The organism is Heyndrickxia oleronia (assembly GCF_017809215.1).
In the GTDB taxonomy this organism is placed as follows: Bacteria; Bacillota; Bacilli; order Bacillales; family Bacillaceae_C; genus Heyndrickxia; species Heyndrickxia oleronia.
Genome location: NZ_CP065424.1, coordinates 556,704 through 573,679 on the forward strand (window position 1 = coordinate 556,704; position 16,976 = coordinate 573,679).

Annotated in this window: 9 protein-coding genes, 25 tRNA genes, 3 rRNA genes and 3 pseudogenes; 37 read left to right on the top strand and 3 right to left on the bottom strand. The window is 41.5% G+C overall.

The window, feature by feature from the left end:
- The first annotated feature begins 544 nt into the window (after nt 1-544).
- From I5818_RS02895 to I5818_RS03030, 28 genes are all read left to right on the top strand, one after another.
- Nucleotides 545-2,097: ribosomal RNA gene (locus I5818_RS02895) — 16S ribosomal RNA — on the top strand.
- Between the two features lie 176 nt (nt 2,098-2,273).
- Nucleotides 2,274-5,254 (top strand): 23S ribosomal RNA (locus I5818_RS02900).
- Between the two features lie 67 nt (nt 5,255-5,321).
- Nucleotides 5,322-5,438 (top strand): 5S ribosomal RNA (rrf, locus tag I5818_RS02905).
- The 16S, 23S and 5S rRNA genes sit together here with 25 tRNA genes alongside, the layout of an rRNA operon.
- A 44-nt stretch (nt 5,439-5,482) precedes the next feature.
- Nucleotides 5,483-5,557 (top strand) — tRNA-Glu (locus I5818_RS02910).
- Between the two features lie 3 nt (nt 5,558-5,560).
- Nucleotides 5,561-5,636 (top strand) — tRNA-Val (locus tag I5818_RS02915).
- 8 nt (nt 5,637-5,644) lie between these two features.
- Nucleotides 5,645-5,720, top strand: a tRNA-Thr gene (locus I5818_RS02920).
- A 13-nt stretch (nt 5,721-5,733) separates the two neighbouring features.
- A tRNA-Lys gene (locus tag I5818_RS02925) sits at nt 5,734-5,809 on the top strand.
- 60 nt (nt 5,810-5,869) lie between these two features.
- Nucleotides 5,870-5,954 (top strand) — tRNA-Leu (locus tag I5818_RS02930).
- 10 nt (nt 5,955-5,964) lie between these two features.
- Nucleotides 5,965-6,039: transfer RNA gene (locus I5818_RS02935), tRNA-Gly, on the top strand.
- 10 nt (nt 6,040-6,049) lie between these two features.
- Nucleotides 6,050-6,135 (top strand) — tRNA-Leu (locus tag I5818_RS02940).
- 59 nt (nt 6,136-6,194) lie between these two features.
- Nucleotides 6,195-6,271 (top strand) — tRNA-Arg (locus tag I5818_RS02945).
- Between the two features lie 4 nt (nt 6,272-6,275).
- Nucleotides 6,276-6,352 (top strand) — tRNA-Pro (locus I5818_RS02950).
- A gap of 11 nt (nt 6,353-6,363) precedes the next feature.
- Nucleotides 6,364-6,436, top strand: a tRNA-Ala gene (locus I5818_RS02955).
- Nucleotides 6,437-6,451: 15 nt separating this feature from the next.
- A tRNA-Met gene (locus I5818_RS02960) sits at nt 6,452-6,525 on the top strand.
- Between the two features lie 19 nt (nt 6,526-6,544).
- Nucleotides 6,545-6,618: transfer RNA gene (locus tag I5818_RS02965), tRNA-Ile, on the top strand.
- 7 nt (nt 6,619-6,625) lie between these two features.
- Nucleotides 6,626-6,718 (top strand) — tRNA-Ser (locus I5818_RS02970).
- Nucleotides 6,719-6,754: 36 nt separating this feature from the next.
- Nucleotides 6,755-6,828 (top strand) — tRNA-Met (locus I5818_RS02975).
- A 28-nt stretch (nt 6,829-6,856) separates the two neighbouring features.
- Nucleotides 6,857-6,933: transfer RNA gene (locus I5818_RS02980), tRNA-Asp, on the top strand.
- A gap of 10 nt (nt 6,934-6,943) precedes the next feature.
- Nucleotides 6,944-7,019 (top strand) — tRNA-Phe (locus tag I5818_RS02985).
- A 209-nt stretch (nt 7,020-7,228) separates the two neighbouring features.
- Nucleotides 7,229-7,304: transfer RNA gene (locus I5818_RS02990), tRNA-Thr, on the top strand.
- A gap of 12 nt (nt 7,305-7,316) precedes the next feature.
- Nucleotides 7,317-7,401: transfer RNA gene (locus I5818_RS02995), tRNA-Tyr, on the top strand.
- 6 nt (nt 7,402-7,407) lie between these two features.
- A tRNA-His gene (locus I5818_RS03000) sits at nt 7,408-7,483 on the top strand.
- Between the two features lie 18 nt (nt 7,484-7,501).
- A tRNA-Gln gene (locus tag I5818_RS03005) sits at nt 7,502-7,576 on the top strand.
- A 25-nt stretch (nt 7,577-7,601) separates the two neighbouring features.
- Nucleotides 7,602-7,675 (top strand) — tRNA-Gly (locus I5818_RS03010).
- An 18-nt stretch (nt 7,676-7,693) separates the two neighbouring features.
- A tRNA-Ile gene (locus I5818_RS03015) sits at nt 7,694-7,770 on the top strand.
- A 17-nt stretch (nt 7,771-7,787) separates the two neighbouring features.
- A tRNA-Asn gene (locus I5818_RS03020) sits at nt 7,788-7,862 on the top strand.
- A 10-nt stretch (nt 7,863-7,872) separates the two neighbouring features.
- Nucleotides 7,873-7,963 (top strand) — tRNA-Ser (locus I5818_RS03025).
- 8 nt (nt 7,964-7,971) lie between these two features.
- A tRNA-Arg gene (locus I5818_RS03030) sits at nt 7,972-8,045 on the top strand.
- 67 nt (nt 8,046-8,112) lie between these two features.
- Here the strand turns inward: I5818_RS03030 and I5818_RS03035 are convergent.
- Nucleotides 8,113-9,444: pseudogene (locus tag I5818_RS03035) on the bottom strand (IS3 family transposase).
- Nucleotides 9,445-10,121: 677 nt separating this feature from the next.
- Between I5818_RS03035 and I5818_RS03040 the strand changes: the two are divergent.
- From I5818_RS03040 to I5818_RS03050, 3 genes are all read left to right on the top strand, one after another.
- A complete protein-coding gene (locus tag I5818_RS03040; protein WP_078109292.1) occupies nt 10,122-10,802 on the top strand; it encodes an SIMPL domain-containing protein in 681 nt (226 codons plus the stop codon).
- A gap of 96 nt (nt 10,803-10,898) precedes the next feature.
- On the top strand, nt 10,899-11,351 hold the full coding sequence (locus tag I5818_RS03045; protein ID WP_071975047.1) for an NUDIX hydrolase: 453 nt from the start codon (nt 10,899-10,901) through the stop codon (nt 11,349-11,351).
- A 66-nt stretch (nt 11,352-11,417) separates the two neighbouring features.
- Nucleotides 11,418-11,894 (top strand): GNAT family N-acetyltransferase, encoded by a 477-nt coding sequence (locus tag I5818_RS03050; protein ID WP_071975046.1) that lies wholly within the window; start codon nt 11,418-11,420, stop codon nt 11,892-11,894.
- Nucleotides 11,895-11,951: 57 nt separating this feature from the next.
- Here the strand turns inward: I5818_RS03050 and I5818_RS03055 are convergent, their stop codons facing one another.
- On the bottom strand, nt 11,952-12,422 hold the full coding sequence (locus I5818_RS03055; RefSeq protein WP_071975045.1) for a DinB family protein: 471 nt from the start codon (nt 12,420-12,422) through the stop codon (nt 11,952-11,954).
- A gap of 100 nt (nt 12,423-12,522) precedes the next feature.
- Between I5818_RS03055 and I5818_RS03060 the strand changes: the two genes are divergently transcribed.
- The 6 genes and pseudogenes from I5818_RS03060 to I5818_RS03080 all read left to right on the top strand — a co-directional run bounded on the left by I5818_RS03060 (nt 12,523) and on the right by I5818_RS03080 (nt 15,577).
- On the top strand, nt 12,523-12,927 hold the full coding sequence (locus I5818_RS03060) for a Cif family virulence factor (protein ID WP_078109293.1): 405 nt from the start codon (nt 12,523-12,525) through the stop codon (nt 12,925-12,927).
- A 124-nt stretch (nt 12,928-13,051) separates the two neighbouring features.
- Entirely contained in the window at nt 13,052-13,618 is a 567-nt protein-coding gene (locus I5818_RS03065) for a DJ-1/PfpI family protein (RefSeq protein WP_078109294.1), read from the top strand.
- On the top strand, nt 13,569-14,165 hold the full coding sequence (locus I5818_RS03070) for a GNAT family N-acetyltransferase (protein WP_244975361.1): 597 nt from the start codon (nt 13,569-13,571) through the stop codon (nt 14,163-14,165). Before I5818_RS03065 ends, I5818_RS03070 begins: the two co-directional genes overlap by 50 nt.
- Nucleotides 14,166-14,200: 35 nt before the next feature.
- Nucleotides 14,201-14,605: pseudogene (locus tag I5818_RS03075) on the top strand (VOC family protein); the annotation flags it as partial.
- Nucleotides 14,606-14,659: 54 nt separating this feature from the next.
- Nucleotides 14,660-14,773: pseudogene (locus I5818_RS25975) on the top strand (ClpX C4-type zinc finger protein); the annotation flags it as partial.
- Between the two features lie 84 nt (nt 14,774-14,857).
- Nucleotides 14,858-15,577: an MBL fold metallo-hydrolase gene (locus I5818_RS03080; protein WP_078109295.1), complete on the top strand. Its 720-nt coding sequence runs from the start codon at nt 14,858-14,860 to the stop codon at nt 15,575-15,577.
- 316 nt (nt 15,578-15,893) lie between these two features.
- Here the strand turns inward: I5818_RS03080 and I5818_RS03085 are convergent, their stop codons facing one another.
- On the bottom strand, nt 15,894-16,757 hold the full coding sequence (locus I5818_RS03085; protein ID WP_078109296.1) for an AraC family transcriptional regulator: 864 nt from the start codon (nt 16,755-16,757) through the stop codon (nt 15,894-15,896).
- Nucleotides 16,758-16,976 lie beyond the last annotated feature (219 nt).

Sequence of the window (16,976 nt, forward strand, 5' to 3'; positions counted from 1 at the left end):
TAGCACTTATAATCTATTTGAAGATTTTTTACTACTATTCTTGTTATTTTCCTATTTTCTTTAATAATTAATAGAGGATATTGTGCAAAGATTACCGTAGTCATCAACGATTTCAATTCATGCGCAAAGAGTATGGAAGAGCATGATGGCTCGTTTCAATTTGTATTAATAACTACTTTTCTTTGCCTCTTACTGTTTTGTTACTGTATTTCTTAGGTAAATCAGTATTAGTTGAGAAGAAGAAAAATTATTGTTGACATTACAAGAAATACTATAGTAATATATCAAAGTAACAAATTTGAAACAAAAACAATTTATTAGATAAACTTTTTAAAACTATTGACAAAAGATTAATTATCTAGTAAAGTATTATCTTGTCGGACATACGACAGAAACACTTCGGAAAAATTATTTTAAAAAAGTAATTGACACTTCGAAGTTGAGATGTTAAAATGAATAACGTCGCAAAAATAGTTCTTTGAAAACTAAACAAAACAGAAACGTCAATGAATTACTTTTATTTATAAGAGCTATATCAAACATCTTTTTGGAGAGTTTGATCCTGGCTCAGGACGAACGCTGGCGGCGTGCCTAATACATGCAAGTCGAGCGAATCTGACGGGAGCTTGCTCCCTGATGATTAGCGGCGGACGGGTGAGTAACACGTGGGTAACCTGCCTGTAAGACTGGGATAACTCCGGGAAACCGGGGCTAATACCGGATAACTTTTTTCTTCGCATGAGGGAGAATTGAAAGGTGGCTTCGGCTATCACTTACAGATGGACCCGCGGCGCATTAGCTAGTTGGTGAGGTAACGGCTCACCAAGGCGACGATGCGTAGCCGACTTGAGAGGGTGATCGGCCACACTGGGACTGAGACACGGCCCAGACTCCTACGGGAGGCAGCAGTAGGGAATCTTCCGCAATGGACGAAAGTCTGACGGAGCAACGCCGCGTGAGTGATGAAGGTTTTCGGATCGTAAAACTCTGTTGTTAGGGAAGAACAAGTATCGTTCGAATAGGGCGGTACCTTGACGGTACCTAACCAGAAAGCCACGGCTAACTACGTGCCAGCAGCCGCGGTAATACGTAGGTGGCAAGCGTTGTCCGGAATTATTGGGCGTAAAGCGCGCGCAGGCGGTTTCTTAAGTCTGATGTGAAATCTTGCGGCTCAACCGCAAGCGGCCATTGGAAACTGGGAGACTTGAGTGCAGAAGAGGAGAGTGGAATTCCACGTGTAGCGGTGAAATGCGTAGAGATGTGGAGGAACACCAGTGGCGAAGGCGACTCTCTGGTCTGTAACTGACGCTGAGGCGCGAAAGCGTGGGGAGCGAACAGGATTAGATACCCTGGTAGTCCACGCCGTAAACGATGAGTGCTAAGTGTTAGAGGGTTTCCGCCCTTTAGTGCTGCAGCTAACGCATTAAGCACTCCGCCTGGGGAGTACGGCCGCAAGGCTGAAACTCAAAGGAATTGACGGGGCCCGCACAAGCGGTGGAGCATGTGGTTTAATTCGAAGCAACGCGAAGAACCTTACCAGGTCTTGACATCCTCTTGACCTCCCTAGAGATAGGGATTTTCCCTTCGGGGACAGGAGTGACAGGTGGTGCATGGTTGTCGTCAGCTCGTGTCGTGAGATGTTGGGTTAAGTCCCGCAACGAGCGCAACCCTTGACCTTAGTTGCCAGCATTCAGTTGGGCACTCTAAGGTGACTGCCGGTGACAAACCGGAGGAAGGTGGGGATGACGTCAAATCATCATGCCCCTTATGACCTGGGCTACACACGTGCTACAATGGATGGTACAAAGGGCTGCAAGACCGCGAGGTTTAGCCAATCCCATAAAACCATTCTCAGTTCGGATTGTAGGCTGCAACTCGCCTACATGAAGCCGGAATCGCTAGTAATCGCGGATCAGCATGCCGCGGTGAATACGTTCCCGGGCCTTGTACACACCGCCCGTCACACCACGAGAGTTTGTAACACCCGAAGTCGGTGAGGTAACCTTTTGGAGCCAGCCGCCGAAGGTGGGACAGATGATTGGGGTGAAGTCGTAACAAGGTAGCCGTATCGGAAGGTGCGGCTGGATCACCTCCTTTCTAAGGAATATGGAAAACCACTTACGTGGTTAAGACGTTTTCTGTTTGTTTAGTTTTGAGAGAATTATCTCTCATATTTGTTCTTTGAAAACTAGATATATAAGAAGTAACCAAGTAATAACCGAGAATCGCCACTTTATGGATAAATCCATTAAGTAGTTTTAAATAACCTTTTAGGTTAAGTTAGTAAGGGCGCACGGTGAATGCCTTGGCACTAGGAGCCGATGAAGGACGGGACTAACACCGATATGCTTCGGGGAGCTGTAAGCGAGCTTTGATCCGGAGATTTCCGAATGGGGGAACCCACTGCCCGTAATGGGGTAGTATCCTTACTTGAATACATAGAGTAAGGAAGGCAGACCCGGGGAACTGAAACATCTAAGTACCCGGAGGAAGAGAAAGCAATTGCGATTTCCTGAGTAGCGGCGAGCGAAACGGAAGAAGCCCAAACCAAGAGGCTTGCCTCTTGGGGTTGTAGGACACTCTATACGGAGTTACAAAGGAACGAAGTAGATGAAGAGGTCTGGAAAGGCCCGTCAAAGAAGGTAACAACCCTGTAGTTGAAACTTCGTTCCCTCCAGAGTGGATCCTGAGTACGGCGGGACACGTGAAATCCCGTCGGAAGCAGGGAGGACCATCTCCCAAGGCTAAATACTCCCTAGTGACCGATAGTGAACCAGTACCGTGAGGGAAAGGTGAAAAGCACCCCGGAAGGGGAGTGAAAGAGAACCTGAAACCGTGTGCCTACAAGTAGTTAGAGCCCTGTGCGTATTTTCCTTTGGAAAAACGCCGGGTGATAGCGTGCCTTTTGTAGAATGAACCGGCGAGTTACGATTTCATGCAAGGTTAAGCTGAAGAGGCGGAGCCGCAGCGAAAGCGAGTCTGAATAGGGCGATCAAGTATGAGGTCGTAGACCCGAAACCAGGTGATCTACCCATGTCCAGGGTGAAGGTAAGGTAACACTTACTGGAGGCCCGAACCCACGCACGTTGAAAAGTGCGGGGATGAGGTGTGGGTAGCGGAGAAATTCCAATCGAACTTGGAGATAGCTGGTTCTCTCCGAAATAGCTTTAGGGCTAGCCTTAAGGTAAGAGTCTTGGAGGTAGAGCACTGTTTGGACTAGGGGCCCTCATCGGGTTACCGAATTCAGACAAACTCCGAATGCCAATGACTTATCCTTAGGAGTCAGACTGCGAGTGATAAGATCCGTAGTCAAGAGGGAAACAGCCCAGACCACCAGCTAAGGTCCCAAAGTATACGTTAAGTGGAAAAGGATGTGGAGTTGCTTAGACAACCAGGATGTTGGCTTAGAAGCAGCCACCATTTAAAGAGTGCGTAATAGCTCACTGGTCGAGTGACTCTGCGCCGAAAATGTACCGGGGCTAAACGTATCACCGAAGCTGTGGATGGACACCAATGCATCTTTTCCTTCGGAAAAATGCTGGATGTCCGTGGTAGGAGAGCGTTCTAAGGGCTGCGAAGCTAGACCGTAAGGACTGGTGGAGCGCTTAGAAGTGAGAATGCCGGTATGAGTAGCGAAAGAAGGGTGAGAATCCCTTCCACCGAATGCCTAAGGTTTCCTGAGGAAGGCTCGTCCGCTCAGGGTTAGTCGGGACCTAAGCCGAGGCCGAAAGGCGTAGGCGATGGACAACAGGTTGATATTCCTGTACCACCTCTTCACCGTTTGAACGATGGGGGGGACGCAGGAGGATAGGGTAAGCGCACTGCTGGAATAGTGCGTCCAAGCAGTTAGAGGGGTGACAGGCAAATCCCGTCACCATGTACCTTGAGCTGTGATGGCGAGGGAAATTTAGTACCGAAGTTCCTGATTCCACACTGCCTAGAAAATCCTCTAGTGAGGTGAAAGGTGCCCGTACCGCAAACCGACACAGGTAGGCGAGGAGAGAATCTAAGGTGAGCGAGAGAACTCTCGTTAAGGAACTCGGCAAAATGACCCCGTAACTTCGGGAGAAGGGGTGCTCTGTTAGGGTGCAAGCCCGAGAGAGCCGCAGTGAATAGGCCCAGGCGACTGTTTAGCAAAACACAGGTCTCTGCGAAGCCGTAAGGCGAAGTATAGGGGCTGACGCCTGCCCGGTGCTGGAAGGTTAAGAGGAGAGGTTAGTCGCAAGACGAAGCTTTGAATTGAAGCCCCAGTAAACGGCGGCCGTAACTATAACGGTCCTAAGGTAGCGAAATTCCTTGTCAGGTAAGTTCTGACCCGCACGAAAGGCGCAACGATCTGGGCACTGTCTCAACGAGAGACTCGGTGAAATTATAGTACCTGTGAAGATGCAGGTTACCCGCGACAGGACGGAAAGACCCCGTGGAGCTTTACTGCAGCTTGATATTGAATTTTGGTACAGCTTGTACAGGATAGGTAGGAGCCTTTGAAACCGGAGCGCCAGCTTCGGTGGAGGCATCGGTGGGATACTACCCTGGCTGTATTGAAATTCTAACCCGCACCCCTGAATCGGGGTGGGAGACAGTGTCAGGCAGGCAGTTTGACTGGGGCGGTCGCCTCCTAAAAAGGTAACGGAGGCGCCCAAAGGTTCCCTCAGAATGGTTGGAAATCATTCGCAGAGTGTAAAGGCACAAGGGAGCTTGACTGCGAGACCTACAAGTCGAGCAGGGACGAAAGTCGGGCTTAGTGATCCGGTGGTTCCGCATGGAAGGGCCATCGCTCAACGGATAAAAGCTACCCCGGGGATAACAGGCTTATCTCCCCAAGAGTCCACATCGACGGGGAGGTTTGGCACCTCGATGTCGGCTCATCGCATCCTGGGGCTGTAGTCGGTCCCAAGGGTTGGGCTGTTCGCCCATTAAAGCGGTACGCGAGCTGGGTTCAGAACGTCGTGAGACAGTTCGGTCCCTATCCGTCGTGGGCGTAGGAAATTTGAGAGGAGCTGTCCTTAGTACGAGAGGACCGGGATGGACGCACCGCTGGTGTACCAGTTGTCTTGCCAAAGGCATCGCTGGGTAGCTATGTGCGGAAGGGATAAGTGCTGAAAGCATCTAAGCATGAAGCCCCCCTCAAGATGAGATTTCCCTTAGTTTATCTAAATAAGATCCCTGAAAGATGATCAGGTTGATAGGTTCGAGGTGGAAGTGTGGCGACACATGGAGCTGACGAATACTAATAGATCGAAGACTTAACCAAATAGATTTAAGGTTATTACACTTCTTTATATATCTAGTTTTGAGGGTACAAATCCTTTAAAATATAGTCTGGTAATTATGGCAAGAAGGTCACACCCGTTCCCATCCCGAACACGGAAGTTAAGCTTCTTAGCGCCGATGGTAGTTGGGGGCTCTCCCCCTGCAAGAGTAGGACGTTGCCAGGCTATAGGCCCCTTTTTGGGGCTATTATTTTGCCTTATTTTAATGTGGCCCGTTGGTCAAGCGGTTAAGACACCGCCCTTTCACGGCGGTAACACGGGTTCGAATCCCGTACGGGTCACCATATGGAGGATTAGCTCAGCTGGGAGAGCACCTGCCTTACAAGCAGGGGGTCGGCGGTTCGATCCCGTCATCCTCCACCATATATAATGCCGGCCTAGCTCAATTGGTAGAGCAACTGACTTGTAATCAGTAGGTTGGGGGTTCAAGTCCTCTGGCCGGCACCACTTAGGTCATTACGAGCCATTAGCTCAGTTGGTAGAGCATCTGACTTTTAATCAGAGGGTCGAAGGTTCGAGTCCTTCATGGCTCACCATTGTTTTTTGTAATGCGAAATAACTTATCTTTTTGTTAAACGAAAAACATTTTTCATAACGCGGGTGTGGCGGAATTGGCAGACGCACCAGACTTAGGATCTGGCGCCGCAAGGCGTGGGGGTTCGACTCCCTTCACCCGCACCATATAATATTTGCGGAAGTAGTTCAGTGGTAGAACACCACCTTGCCAAGGTGGGGGTCGCGGGTTCGAATCCCGTCTTCCGCTCCAAAGAACTCTTGCCGGGGTGGCGGAACTGGCAGACGCACAGGACTTAAAATCCTGCGGTAGGTGACTACCGTACCGGTTCGATTCCGGTCCTCGGCACTTAGAATTTTTGCACAGCAAAAGATTCTTCCATAATAGTTATAGTAAAATACAAGTATGCGCCCGTAGCTCAATTGGATAGAGCGTTTGACTACGGATCAAAAGGTTAGGGGTTCGACTCCTCTCGGGCGCGCCATGAACGGGAAGTAGCTCAGCTTGGTAGAGCACATGGTTTGGGACCATGGGGTCGCAGGTTCGAATCCTGTCTTCCCGACCAGGAAACTTCATGGGGCCTTAGCTCAGCTGGGAGAGCGCCTGCTTTGCACGCAGGAGGTCAGCGGTTCGATCCCGCTAGGCTCCATATTAATTTTAAAATGGCGGTGTAGCTCAGCTGGCTAGAGCGTACGGTTCATACCCGTAAGGTCGGGGGTTCGATCCCCTCCGCCGCTATTAATGTTTTTGGAGTAAAGGACCCTTAGCTCAGCTGGTTAGAGCAGACGGCTCATAACCGTCCGGTCGTAGGTTCGAGTCCTACAGGGTCCATTTATTTGGAGGAATACCCAAGTCCGGCTGAAGGGATCGGTCTTGAAAACCGACAGGCGGGTTACACCGCGCGGGGGTTCGAATCCCTCTTCCTCCGCCATAAATATTCCTTTAAAAAAATTTTTAATAATATCGTCGCGGGGTGGAGCAGTCTGGTAGCTCGTCGGGCTCATAACCCGAAGGTCGCAGGTTCAAATCCTGCCTCCGCAATCATTTCAAGTATTCTTGAAAGAATTTTGGTCCGGTAGTTCAGTTGGTTAGAATGCCTGCCTGTCACGCAGGAGGTCGCGGGTTCGAGTCCCGTCCGGACCGCCATTTTATAATTGGCTCGGTAGCTCAGTCGGTAGAGCAATGGACTGAAAATCCATGTGTCGGCGGTTCGATTCCGTCCCGAGCCACCATTAAGATAAATTTAATCATGTTGATACTTTTCCTCTTTTTGGGGATAATAACATAATAGTTTGCCGGCCTAGCTCAATTGGTAGAGCACGACCGAATAAACAACTTTGAAATACATCAGCGTACAGCTTGAACCGCTGCTTGAATAAGCAAACTGAAAGCTGGACGACCATTACAACTAATCTCTTTTTGGGGATAATAATTTATTAATGCCGGCCTAGCTCAATTGGTAGAGCAACTGACTTGTAATCAGTAGGTTGGGGGTTCAAGTCCTCTGGCCGGCACCATTTTTCATTTGTGGAGGGGTAGCGAAGTGGCTAAACGCGGCGGACTGTAAATCCGCTCCCTCAGGGTTCGGCGGTTCGAATCCGTCCCCCTCCACCATTTATGGCGGATGTGGCGAAGTGGTTAACGCATCGGATTGTGGTTCCGACATTCGTGGGTTCGATTCCCATCATCCGCCCCATTATTAATACTATTTTATTGGGCTATAGCCAAGTGGTAAGGCAACGGACTTTGACTCCGTCACTCGTTGGTTCGAATCCAGCTAGCCCAGCCATATTTTATTTCAAGATAAGAGATCTGCGGGTGTAGTTTAGTGGTAAAACTACAGCCTTCCAAGCTGTTGTCGTGAGTTCGATTCTCATCACCCGCTCCATACATAATCACTCATAACGGGCCTATAGCTCAGCTGGTTAGAGCGCACGCCTGATAAGCGTGAGGTCGATGGTTCGAGTCCATTTAGGCCCACCATCTATAAATATTCCTGTTCCGCAGTAGCTCAGTGGTAGAGCAATCGGCTGTTAACCGATCGGTCGTAGGTTCGAATCCTACCTGCGGAGCCATTTTTTATATGGAGAAATACTCAAGTGGCTGAAGAGGCGCCCCTGCTAAGGGTGTAGGTCGGGTAACCGGCGCGAGGGTTCAAATCCCTCTTTCTCCGCCAGAATAAATGCGCCTTTAGCTCAGCAGGATAGAGCAACAGCCTTCTAAGCTGTGGGTCAGAGGTTCGAATCCTCTAAGGCGCGTAAAATCATAAATAAAAACCTCTACATAAATAAAGTGTACCCTTTGTAAAGGACATTTAAAAAAAGACTAGGCAACTTGAAGAAGATGATGACTGTATTGTGCAGGTGTCATCTTTTTTAAGTTCCATTGACCTCGGTAATGATTGTAATATGTCATATAACTCTGAACCTCTCTTTTTACTTCTTCTAATGATTCACACGTTTTAAAATCCGTTTCATCTTTAAAATGTCCAAAGAACGATTCTTGTGGGGCATTATCCCAACAGTTTCCACGACGTGACATAGATTGCCCTAGTCCCATTTTCTTTACCATCTTTTGAAATTGGGGGTTGGTATAGTGGAACCCTTGATCTGAGTGAATGAATGCGCCTTCGGCCAGCTTTATCCCAGTCTTTTTCAACTTCTTTAATGTATTTAACGCAATATCTAGTGTGATTTTATCTGATGTCTCATATGCTAAGATTTCATTGGTTTCGGCATCTTTTATAGTGGACAAGTAGGCACGTTTTCCTTTTCCATAACTTAAATATGTAATGTCTGTTAATAATACTTTTCTAGCGGTTCCTTGCTTAAATTCGCGGTTTAATAGGTTCGGTAAAGTTCTATGTTCTTTTGTTGCTTTTGCCATTCTTCGATATGGGTTTGCTTTTCGAATTGGGCAAATGATTTGGAATTTTTCATGATACGACGAATTCGTTTTAGGTTATATGTAATTTGATACTTCTTTTCTAAGGTCATCTTGATTTGACGTGCGCCTTTCTTACGACGACGAAAATTATAAGCTTTTAAAATGATTTTCTTTACTTTTTCGTCTGCCCTCATCACGAGCCTGTCTATTAAGTTGTGCTTCTTCTGAAAAATAACGATAATAACCTGATCGAGAGACACCAACTAGTTCACAAAGATAGCTCACCATCCGCTTTAAGTTATATTTTTAATGACCAATTGGATCAATTCAAATTTCTGTTCAGCTGTTAGTTTTTCCTTTTCTTCACCAACATCCTTTCTGCTAGATCGATCTTTTTAGCAGTTCATTTTCTGCACGTAATAAGGCGTTTTGTGCTTCTAATCGTGCATATTTTTCTTCTAAACTTAATTCACGTTCAAGTGGTCGTCCAGAATGGTATTTTCGAGTGTCTTCAAGCCCAGCTACACCATTTTCTTTATAAGCTTTACGCCATCTCTTTAAAGATGAACTCGCTCGTTCAGTCCCAACGATTTCAATATCAAATCCTGCATCTTCAAATATTTGACGTGGAAATTTTCCTTCTTCATACTCTTTAATAGCTAATGCTTTAAATTCATCAGTGTAAGTAATTGCTTTTTCACTAACAGCTTTTACATAAGGATGTTTCATCAATAATTTCTGTTCTTGATCTGTAAATAATATTTTCGACATTTTCATCCGCCCCATTAACTATTTCTTTCATTATAAATAAAAGTACCCCATAAGGAGGACTTTTTTTAAGTGTCCATCTTATAGGGTACATTTTAAAAAAGTAGAGGTTTTTATTTTTCCAAAATCCTTCATAGTCTCATAGTAAAGCAAATAAAGTATTAAAAAATCTATAAAAATATGTTTCATTCCTAGAGTTAAAACACATAATGAATGCAAACCCCAAAAAATGTGTCTCACGCGCTGGGCTTAACACACACTATGAATTCAAAACTTCAATAATGTGTTTCACCCATCAGTGATAAGACACATAATGTGACTAAACCCTAAAAAATGTGTCTCACTCGCAGGTGTTAAGACACATAAAGTGCCCAAATCCTCAAAAATGTGTCTCACCACCTGTCTTAAAACACATAATCTGTCCAAACCCCAAAAAATGTGTTTCATCCGTCAGTCCTAAGACACATAATGTGACTAAACACCAGAAAATGTGTCTCATTCGCCGGTCTTAAGACACATAATGAATCCAAATCCTCAAAAATGTGTCTCACCCACCAGTTTTAAGACACATCTTAAATCACCGAGATTAACATAACTGTGGATAAATATAATTTTTTTCATTGTAGTGAATATCTCTCACAGCAAATTCATAAGACTTAGTATTTAAAAGGGGGGATAATGTGAATAGAAAACAAAATTATCCACATGTTTCAGCAAGAGATTCACAAATTTATCGAAAGCAAAAACATCTTATGAAGGTTTCGGGTGAAGGATTGGTGAACGCTCAACCGGATATGGGTGAGGTCACATTAGGTGTAGTGACAGAAAATAAAGATGTCAGTACAGCACAGTCAGAAAATACAAGAGTGATGTCAAGAATTATACAGGCAATTTTACAAATGGGAATAGCCAATGAAGAGATAAAAACTGTTGATTACCGTATCGATGTCCAATATGAAAATGAAAATGGAAAAATAATCAGGCAGGGTTATAAAGTTACACATCTCATTAAGGTAATAATTAAAGAGATTAATTTAACAGGGAATGTTATAGATGTAGCCGTGCAAAATGGGGCTAATATGATAGCATATATTCAATTTACATTAGCCCAACCAGAGGCATATTACCATCAAGCTTTGTCCCTAGCGTTAAAGGATGCCCAGCAAAAGGCAGCAACAATTACGAAGCAATTAGCCATATCCTTTTATTACATTCCAGTAAAAATCACTGAAATATCTTCGGCCCCCTCAACATCACCTTTCCATGTAGCGTTATTTGCAAAAAGTGAAGGAACTCCCATTCAAACAGGGCAAACTCAGATAAAAGCTATGATTGAAGCAGAATTTGTTTATTTTTCATAAGAAAGATGAAGTACTAGAAATTTTATTTCAGATAAAAAAGGATTTTCTCATGCAAAAGTTGAATTGATAATATTCTAGAGATTGGGGGTTTTTTGCATGAGAAAGGGAATCATTCGACCTTTAGCGATTTGTATTTTTCAAAAAGGTGATTCAATTCTAGTATCGGAAGGGATTGATCCGAAAACAGGAAATTATTTTTATCGTCCAGTTGGAGGAGGTATTGAGTATGGAGAAAGGAGTTCGGATGCAGTCATACGAGAAGTTAAGGAAGAAATTGGTGCAGACATCTGTCATTTAAAACTCTTAGGTACGTTAGAAAATATATTTACGTATGATGGTGATCTAGGTCATGAAATTGTTCAAGTATATGCAGCTGACTTTATTGATTCCTCCTATTATAATCTTTCAATATTTAAAGGAAAAGAAGATAATGGGATTGAATTTGATGTTATGTGGAAGCCTTTATCAGATTTTCAAAAGGAGTCTCGATTAGTTCCGGAAGGTCTCTTTGAATTACTAAAATCAAAAGTTTCTAAATTATCCTCCTAAACTGTTGCAAACATACGTTCTGTTTTGGTATAATTCAATTGAATATTCCAATTGGAGGAGCTATATATGATTACAGTGGATAAGGTTGAATTACAGTTTTATCAATCTGAATGGTATGACTTGATAACTGATTATCATTTACCTGAAGAACAAGTACGTTTTACTGCGTTACCAATTGAAATGCTTGAAATTTCTCATGAACGTCATCCAATCATGATTGTAAGTAATCATGTTCCTGTTGGATTTTTTGTGTTGCATACTAGTGATAGAGTGAAGGAATATACAGATAATCCGAATGCAATGCTATTAACTGCTTTTTCAGTCAATCATTCACAGCAGGGAAAAGGTTATGCTAAAAAAGGACTAGAGCAATTACCGATTTTTATTAATCGAGAATTTCCCAATTGTGATGAAATTGTTTTATCGGTTAATAAACTAAATGTACATGCTCAAAAAGTGTATGAAAGAGTCGGGTATATTGATACAGGGCGTAGAAGACCTGGAAAGATGGGAGAGCAATTAATCCTAAGTCTGTCATTATAATAAAGGAAAAAAAAAGGGGCTGTTTCGTCTTTTCCTTATTAAACAGCCTCATCAATATTAAATATATTCTCTAATGATTAAGTCAGAATTTACCGGTTTAAGACCAAGTTCCCGGGACCAAATAGAAAGTTGCCCAATATGATGAATTTCATGTGAAATAAGGTGTCTGATAACTTTCCCATATGGAAAGGATAGAACCGAGCCATCTTTTCTTGTGATATAAAGGAGTTTATCCTCTTGTTCTTTATTCCAATTCATAAGAAAGTTTTTGGTAATCATTCTGGTAGATTGAGAGAATTCACTAACCTCCTCAAGCGTCGAGAAAGAATTAAATTCCTTTTTCAATACTGATGTTCCCTGCATTTGATGAATCCATAACTGCTCACAATCAATCACATGAAATAAAGTTTTTAAGAAACTACCCATACCACCATTACGCATGAAAGTTAATTCCTCATGAGAAATATTTTCACACCATTGAAACCAATCATCTCGAACTTGCCAATTATAATAAAACAAATCTATCATAAATGATCATTCCCAACCTAGTGAACTGTCTCTATTTTACTCAATAGATTGAAAAATTAATATATTTAATAACCATTTTTAAAAGAAACGGGTGATTTTTTTGTGCATTGAATCCGAAGTTGCAAATCAAATTTATAGAATGATGCAGCTACATGAAAATTTTTCTATGGGTTCATACGAAGAAATGAACACTATGTATTCTGATGATTTTCAGGGCATGCTGTATATTCCTCATATGGGAGAAGTTGAGCATTATAATGCAGAGCAGATAAGAGCAGGAAATAAGGAAGCTGCAGAATTCTATAAAGGAAAAAACATAAAATTTATTTATTCAGGTTTAGCGATCGTACCTCAAACAGAAATACAAGCGGCTGTTTCTTATGAGGTGATATTTAAACAAGAAGACAAGATGATGAAGGGGTTATCTTTGGAAGTTTGGCGGAAAGAATTAGATGGCAAGTGGAGAATGGTACGTTGGTATGAAGAAAAGGGAAAGCTTCTGTAACTTAAAGCGCAAAAAAACTTTGTTGCTTTTTCTAATAGAGTAAAAATCTTACTAGTTTTTATAGGAATCCGTTATAGAAAGAGTACGAAAAAACTTATTTAATATTTTTTCATGGAGGTATTGAATGAGAAATATTCTCTTTATCGCGTATCCCCTGTATGCAGATTTTGAGATCGCTCATACATTGTTTTTCTTAAGAAAGGTTGGAAAAGTCAAAGTAATTACTGCAACTGTCGATGGAAAACATGTAGAAAGTGTTGGGGGATTAATCACGACACTACAAATAACATTAGCAGAAGCGAAAGTAGAGGATTATGATCTAGTACTTATCTCAGGCGGGGATGGAATTGAGACAATCATAAATGATTCATTGTTATCTGGGTTTTTACAGAATGCTCATTTAAAAGGAACTCCTATTGCAACCATATGTGCTGCTGCTACTTTACTAGGAAAGGCTGGTTTACTAAAAGGAAAAAAGTTTACCTGTACAGACAATACGTTTACTCATTTTAGTGAGGTATTCGAAGGAGCTACTTATACGGGGAACAATATTGAGGTGTTAGATAATATCATCACGGCTAAAGGCACGGCATTTGCGGAATTTACTATAGCTGTCGGCGATCAAATGAAAATGTGGAAAAATGATGCGCAAAGTAGTGATGCATTACGTTTTTGTAAAGGAGAGGTTTGACAATAACCTTACAAATAATCGAATCAAAGGTTTTGCGTGTGTCGAATTGGAAGTTGTGGAGGCGATCATCATTACTATTAAGATCAGGCCTATTGATCACTTACTCAATCACGAAATATCCGATTTAATTCTAGAAAGTAAACAAGATGGTTTTCGATTTTTAAACAAACTTTTAGAAGAATATAGAAGTGGGGCGAATATTTTTAACCAACCAGGTGAAGGGATTTTTGGGGCATTTCATAAAAATGGAGAGTTAATTGGAATTGGTGGATTAACTATTGACCCTTACTCAAATGATAAAAATATTGGGCGTATAAGAAGATTTTATGTAAGCAAATCGTTTCGAAGGCAAGGGGTAGGTAATCTTCTTTTGCAAGAAATTCTAAGCTATGCGAGGGGATTTTTTAAAGTCGTTGTTCTTCGTACGGATACTTATCCAGCGGATGAATTTTATGTTTCATTTGGATTTAAAAAGACAAATACTTTTCCTCAATCGACCCACTATTTTCTATTGGATAGTAAAACGAAAAGATTGGTTGAAATATAGAAAACATTTAAATTCATAAAAGGAGAGATGAGAAGATGAAAGAATCATTAATTAGAGTAGGGACGATGTATATACCCGTATCAAATGTAGAGCAATCCACTGAATGGTATATGAATAATTTAGGGGCGGAGTTAAGTTATAAAGATCAGGACAAAGCGATATTGAACTTTGCCAATCAAAGCTTTTTTCTTGTTAATTCATTAGAAAATCAAACTGCTAATTTCATTGATTACTACGGTCATGAACGTTTTTCTGTTACTTTTGAGGTAAATGGTCTACAAGCATTGGAAGCCTTACATGAATCTTTCGTCCAAAAAGGAATGAAGGTGGGGGAGATTGAGGATAGAGGGCATACTGGAAGGAACTTTGTTTTTTATGACCTAGATAATAATCAATTCGATGTATGGAGCGAGCTAAGTCCAGTTTATAAACAGTTATTTCAGTTAGAAAATTCAGAAGCAACTGGTGCAACTTACACAGATGTTTGCTCGTTTTGTAATAGAAGTCGAGCGGAGATCGGTGAGCTAGCAGTAGGGCCTAGTGTCTCAATCTGTAAGGAGTGTTTGGAATTTGGCAAGGAAGTGTTAAAATCGCATCAAAATAATTGATAAAAATTTTTTGTTTTGCTTTCTTCATTTTTTTACGCAATTAGGATATTCTGATAAAGCATTACATATGAAGGAGGAAGAGAAATGAAAGTAGCTGATCACGTAGAAATGATTGAACTCAATATTGAAGGTTTTAAGATCAATCCAACACTCCTATGGGATGATGAAATGGCGATATTGGTGGATACAGGAATGCCAGGTCAGCTTTCAGCTATAAAGGCTGCAATGCAACAAGTGGGAGTACCTTTTGAAAAGCTGAAAGCGGTCATTTTGACACACCAGGATATTGATCATATTGGCAGTCTTCCAGAAATCCTTCAGGAATCACAAGGGAAAATTGAAGTATATGCACATGAGTTAGACAAACCTTATATCGAAGGAACTAAGCATATGATGAAGGCAGACCCTACTAAAATAAGTAAAGAGGTATGGGAGACGCTTCCGCCTTCGATGCAAGCTTTATATATGAATCCTCCGAAAGCGAAGGTCGACCATACGCTTGTGGATGGGCAGGAACTGTCCTTTTTTGGTGGAATCCAAGTCATTTTTACTCCTGGCCATACTCCGGGACATATTAGTTTATATCTTAATGAAAGTAAGACGCTTGTCGTGGGAGATGCCATGGTCTTAAATAATGGAGCTATCAATGGTCCCGTTCCGCGAAATACACCAGATATGGAAACGGCTATACATTCTCTCAGTAAATTTCTAGACTATGATATTCAATCTGTTATTTGTTATCATGGCGGATACACGAATGAAAATATCAAAGAACAGATCCAAGAGATTGTTCAGAATAACTAATTTAAATGGGACTGTCGGGCATTACCACAGTGACAGTCCCTACTGTTTTTATACAAAGTTTACGAAACGGACTCAGTTTAACAAGTTTTTCCTTGTCATTACCCATTTAAATTCTTTCTACTTAAGGTGAGTCTCTTAAGAAGCTACGAAGTGCCGTAGACAAGTTCTAATATATGAAAAAGGGACGACTTTTCGATTATATGAGAAAATATAAAAGCAAAATTAGTACAAATAAGGTTGAGACCTAAAGGAAAAGAATCCCAACCTTTTTAGATTTTAATGTGTAATTTTTTGTAAATATAATTTGCGTGATTCTTTAACTTTTTTTCTTTACTGCTATCCAAATTTCACAATATACATTTTCCGATGTACTATTGTACTCTGTGAAAGAAATTCCAGGTAGTTCTACTAATTTATAATCTGAAGAAGGCAGCCATTCAGAGTAAATTTTTGCAGTAGTTTCTTGAAGTGTAGTAGGAAATGGACCTTGATTAGGGAAGATTGCCCATAAACTTTCTTCAATTGTAATTTGCTCTAAATGATCAAATGGATTTTCTTTTGTAGTTGCAAAACCAATCATATGAGTTAAAGATCCTTTTTCCTCTAGGTAGCCATCATCAAAATCATAAGACACATTCAAAACTCGATGAGGATATAAATCGGCTAATTGGTGCATTTCCTTTTTTTGTTGATCGGAAATAGACTGGGCGAGTTCTAAGATAGCTTTATTCTCACCTTCGAATTGAATGGGCACTTTTTTTGAAACACCTACTATATTAAATTTCTCTTTCTTTTCGATTTTGAATTCCATAGATTTTCCTCCTCTTATATCGATATAAAATGAAAATTTGGGAAATGATTTTTGAATTTTGTTTTTAGCTACTTCTGAAGGTAAAAAACCACTCCATTCACGAAAGGCTCTTGAAAATCCTTCGATTGATTGATAGCCATATTTATAGGCAATATCTGTCACTTTTGCTCCGTTAATTAATTCAACATTTGCAACTGATAGCCTTCTGTTTTTGATATATTCACTCAATGACATTCCAGCCATATACGAAAACATTCTCTTAAAATGATAATCAGATAGTCCTACAATTTTTGATATCTCTTTACCAGAAATATCCTCTGTTAAATGCGTTTCTATATAATCCATTAAGTGATTGAATTCCTGTAACATTCATTTCCCTCCTTTACAAATACATAGTATCTTTAAAATCTAAGATTCACTCGATATTTCTTATACGGAATTCATCGGAATCCTGCTGATTCGTCATCGTCAATTCACTAATTTTATATCATCCGATTCTTTTTCAAAATATCCTCAAATGAATACATGAATAGCATCCCACTTTTCTCGACGTTAAGTTTTCTATGTGATTTAAAGATATCGTAATGT

Coding starts and splice junctions, on each gene's coding strand:
- I5818_RS03045 (WP_071975047.1), top strand. CDS start 10,899: ATGAGAAAGGGAATCATTCGACCTTTAGCGATTTGTATTTTTCAAAAA.
- I5818_RS03050 (WP_071975046.1), top strand. CDS start 11,418: ATGATTACAGTGGATAAGGTTGAATTACAGTTTTATCAATCTGAATGG.
- I5818_RS03055 (WP_071975045.1), bottom strand. CDS start 12,422: ATGATAGATTTGTTTTATTATAATTGGCAAGTTCGAGATGATTGGTTT.
- I5818_RS03065 (WP_078109294.1), top strand. CDS start 13,052: ATGAGAAATATTCTCTTTATCGCGTATCCCCTGTATGCAGATTTTGAG.
- I5818_RS03070 (WP_244975361.1), top strand. CDS start 13,569: ATGATGCGCAAAGTAGTGATGCATTACGTTTTTGTAAAGGAGAGGTTT.
- I5818_RS03080 (WP_078109295.1), top strand. CDS start 14,858: ATGAAAGTAGCTGATCACGTAGAAATGATTGAACTCAATATTGAAGGT.
- I5818_RS03085 (WP_078109296.1), bottom strand. CDS start 16,757: ATGTTACAGGAATTCAATCACTTAATGGATTATATAGAAACGCATTTA.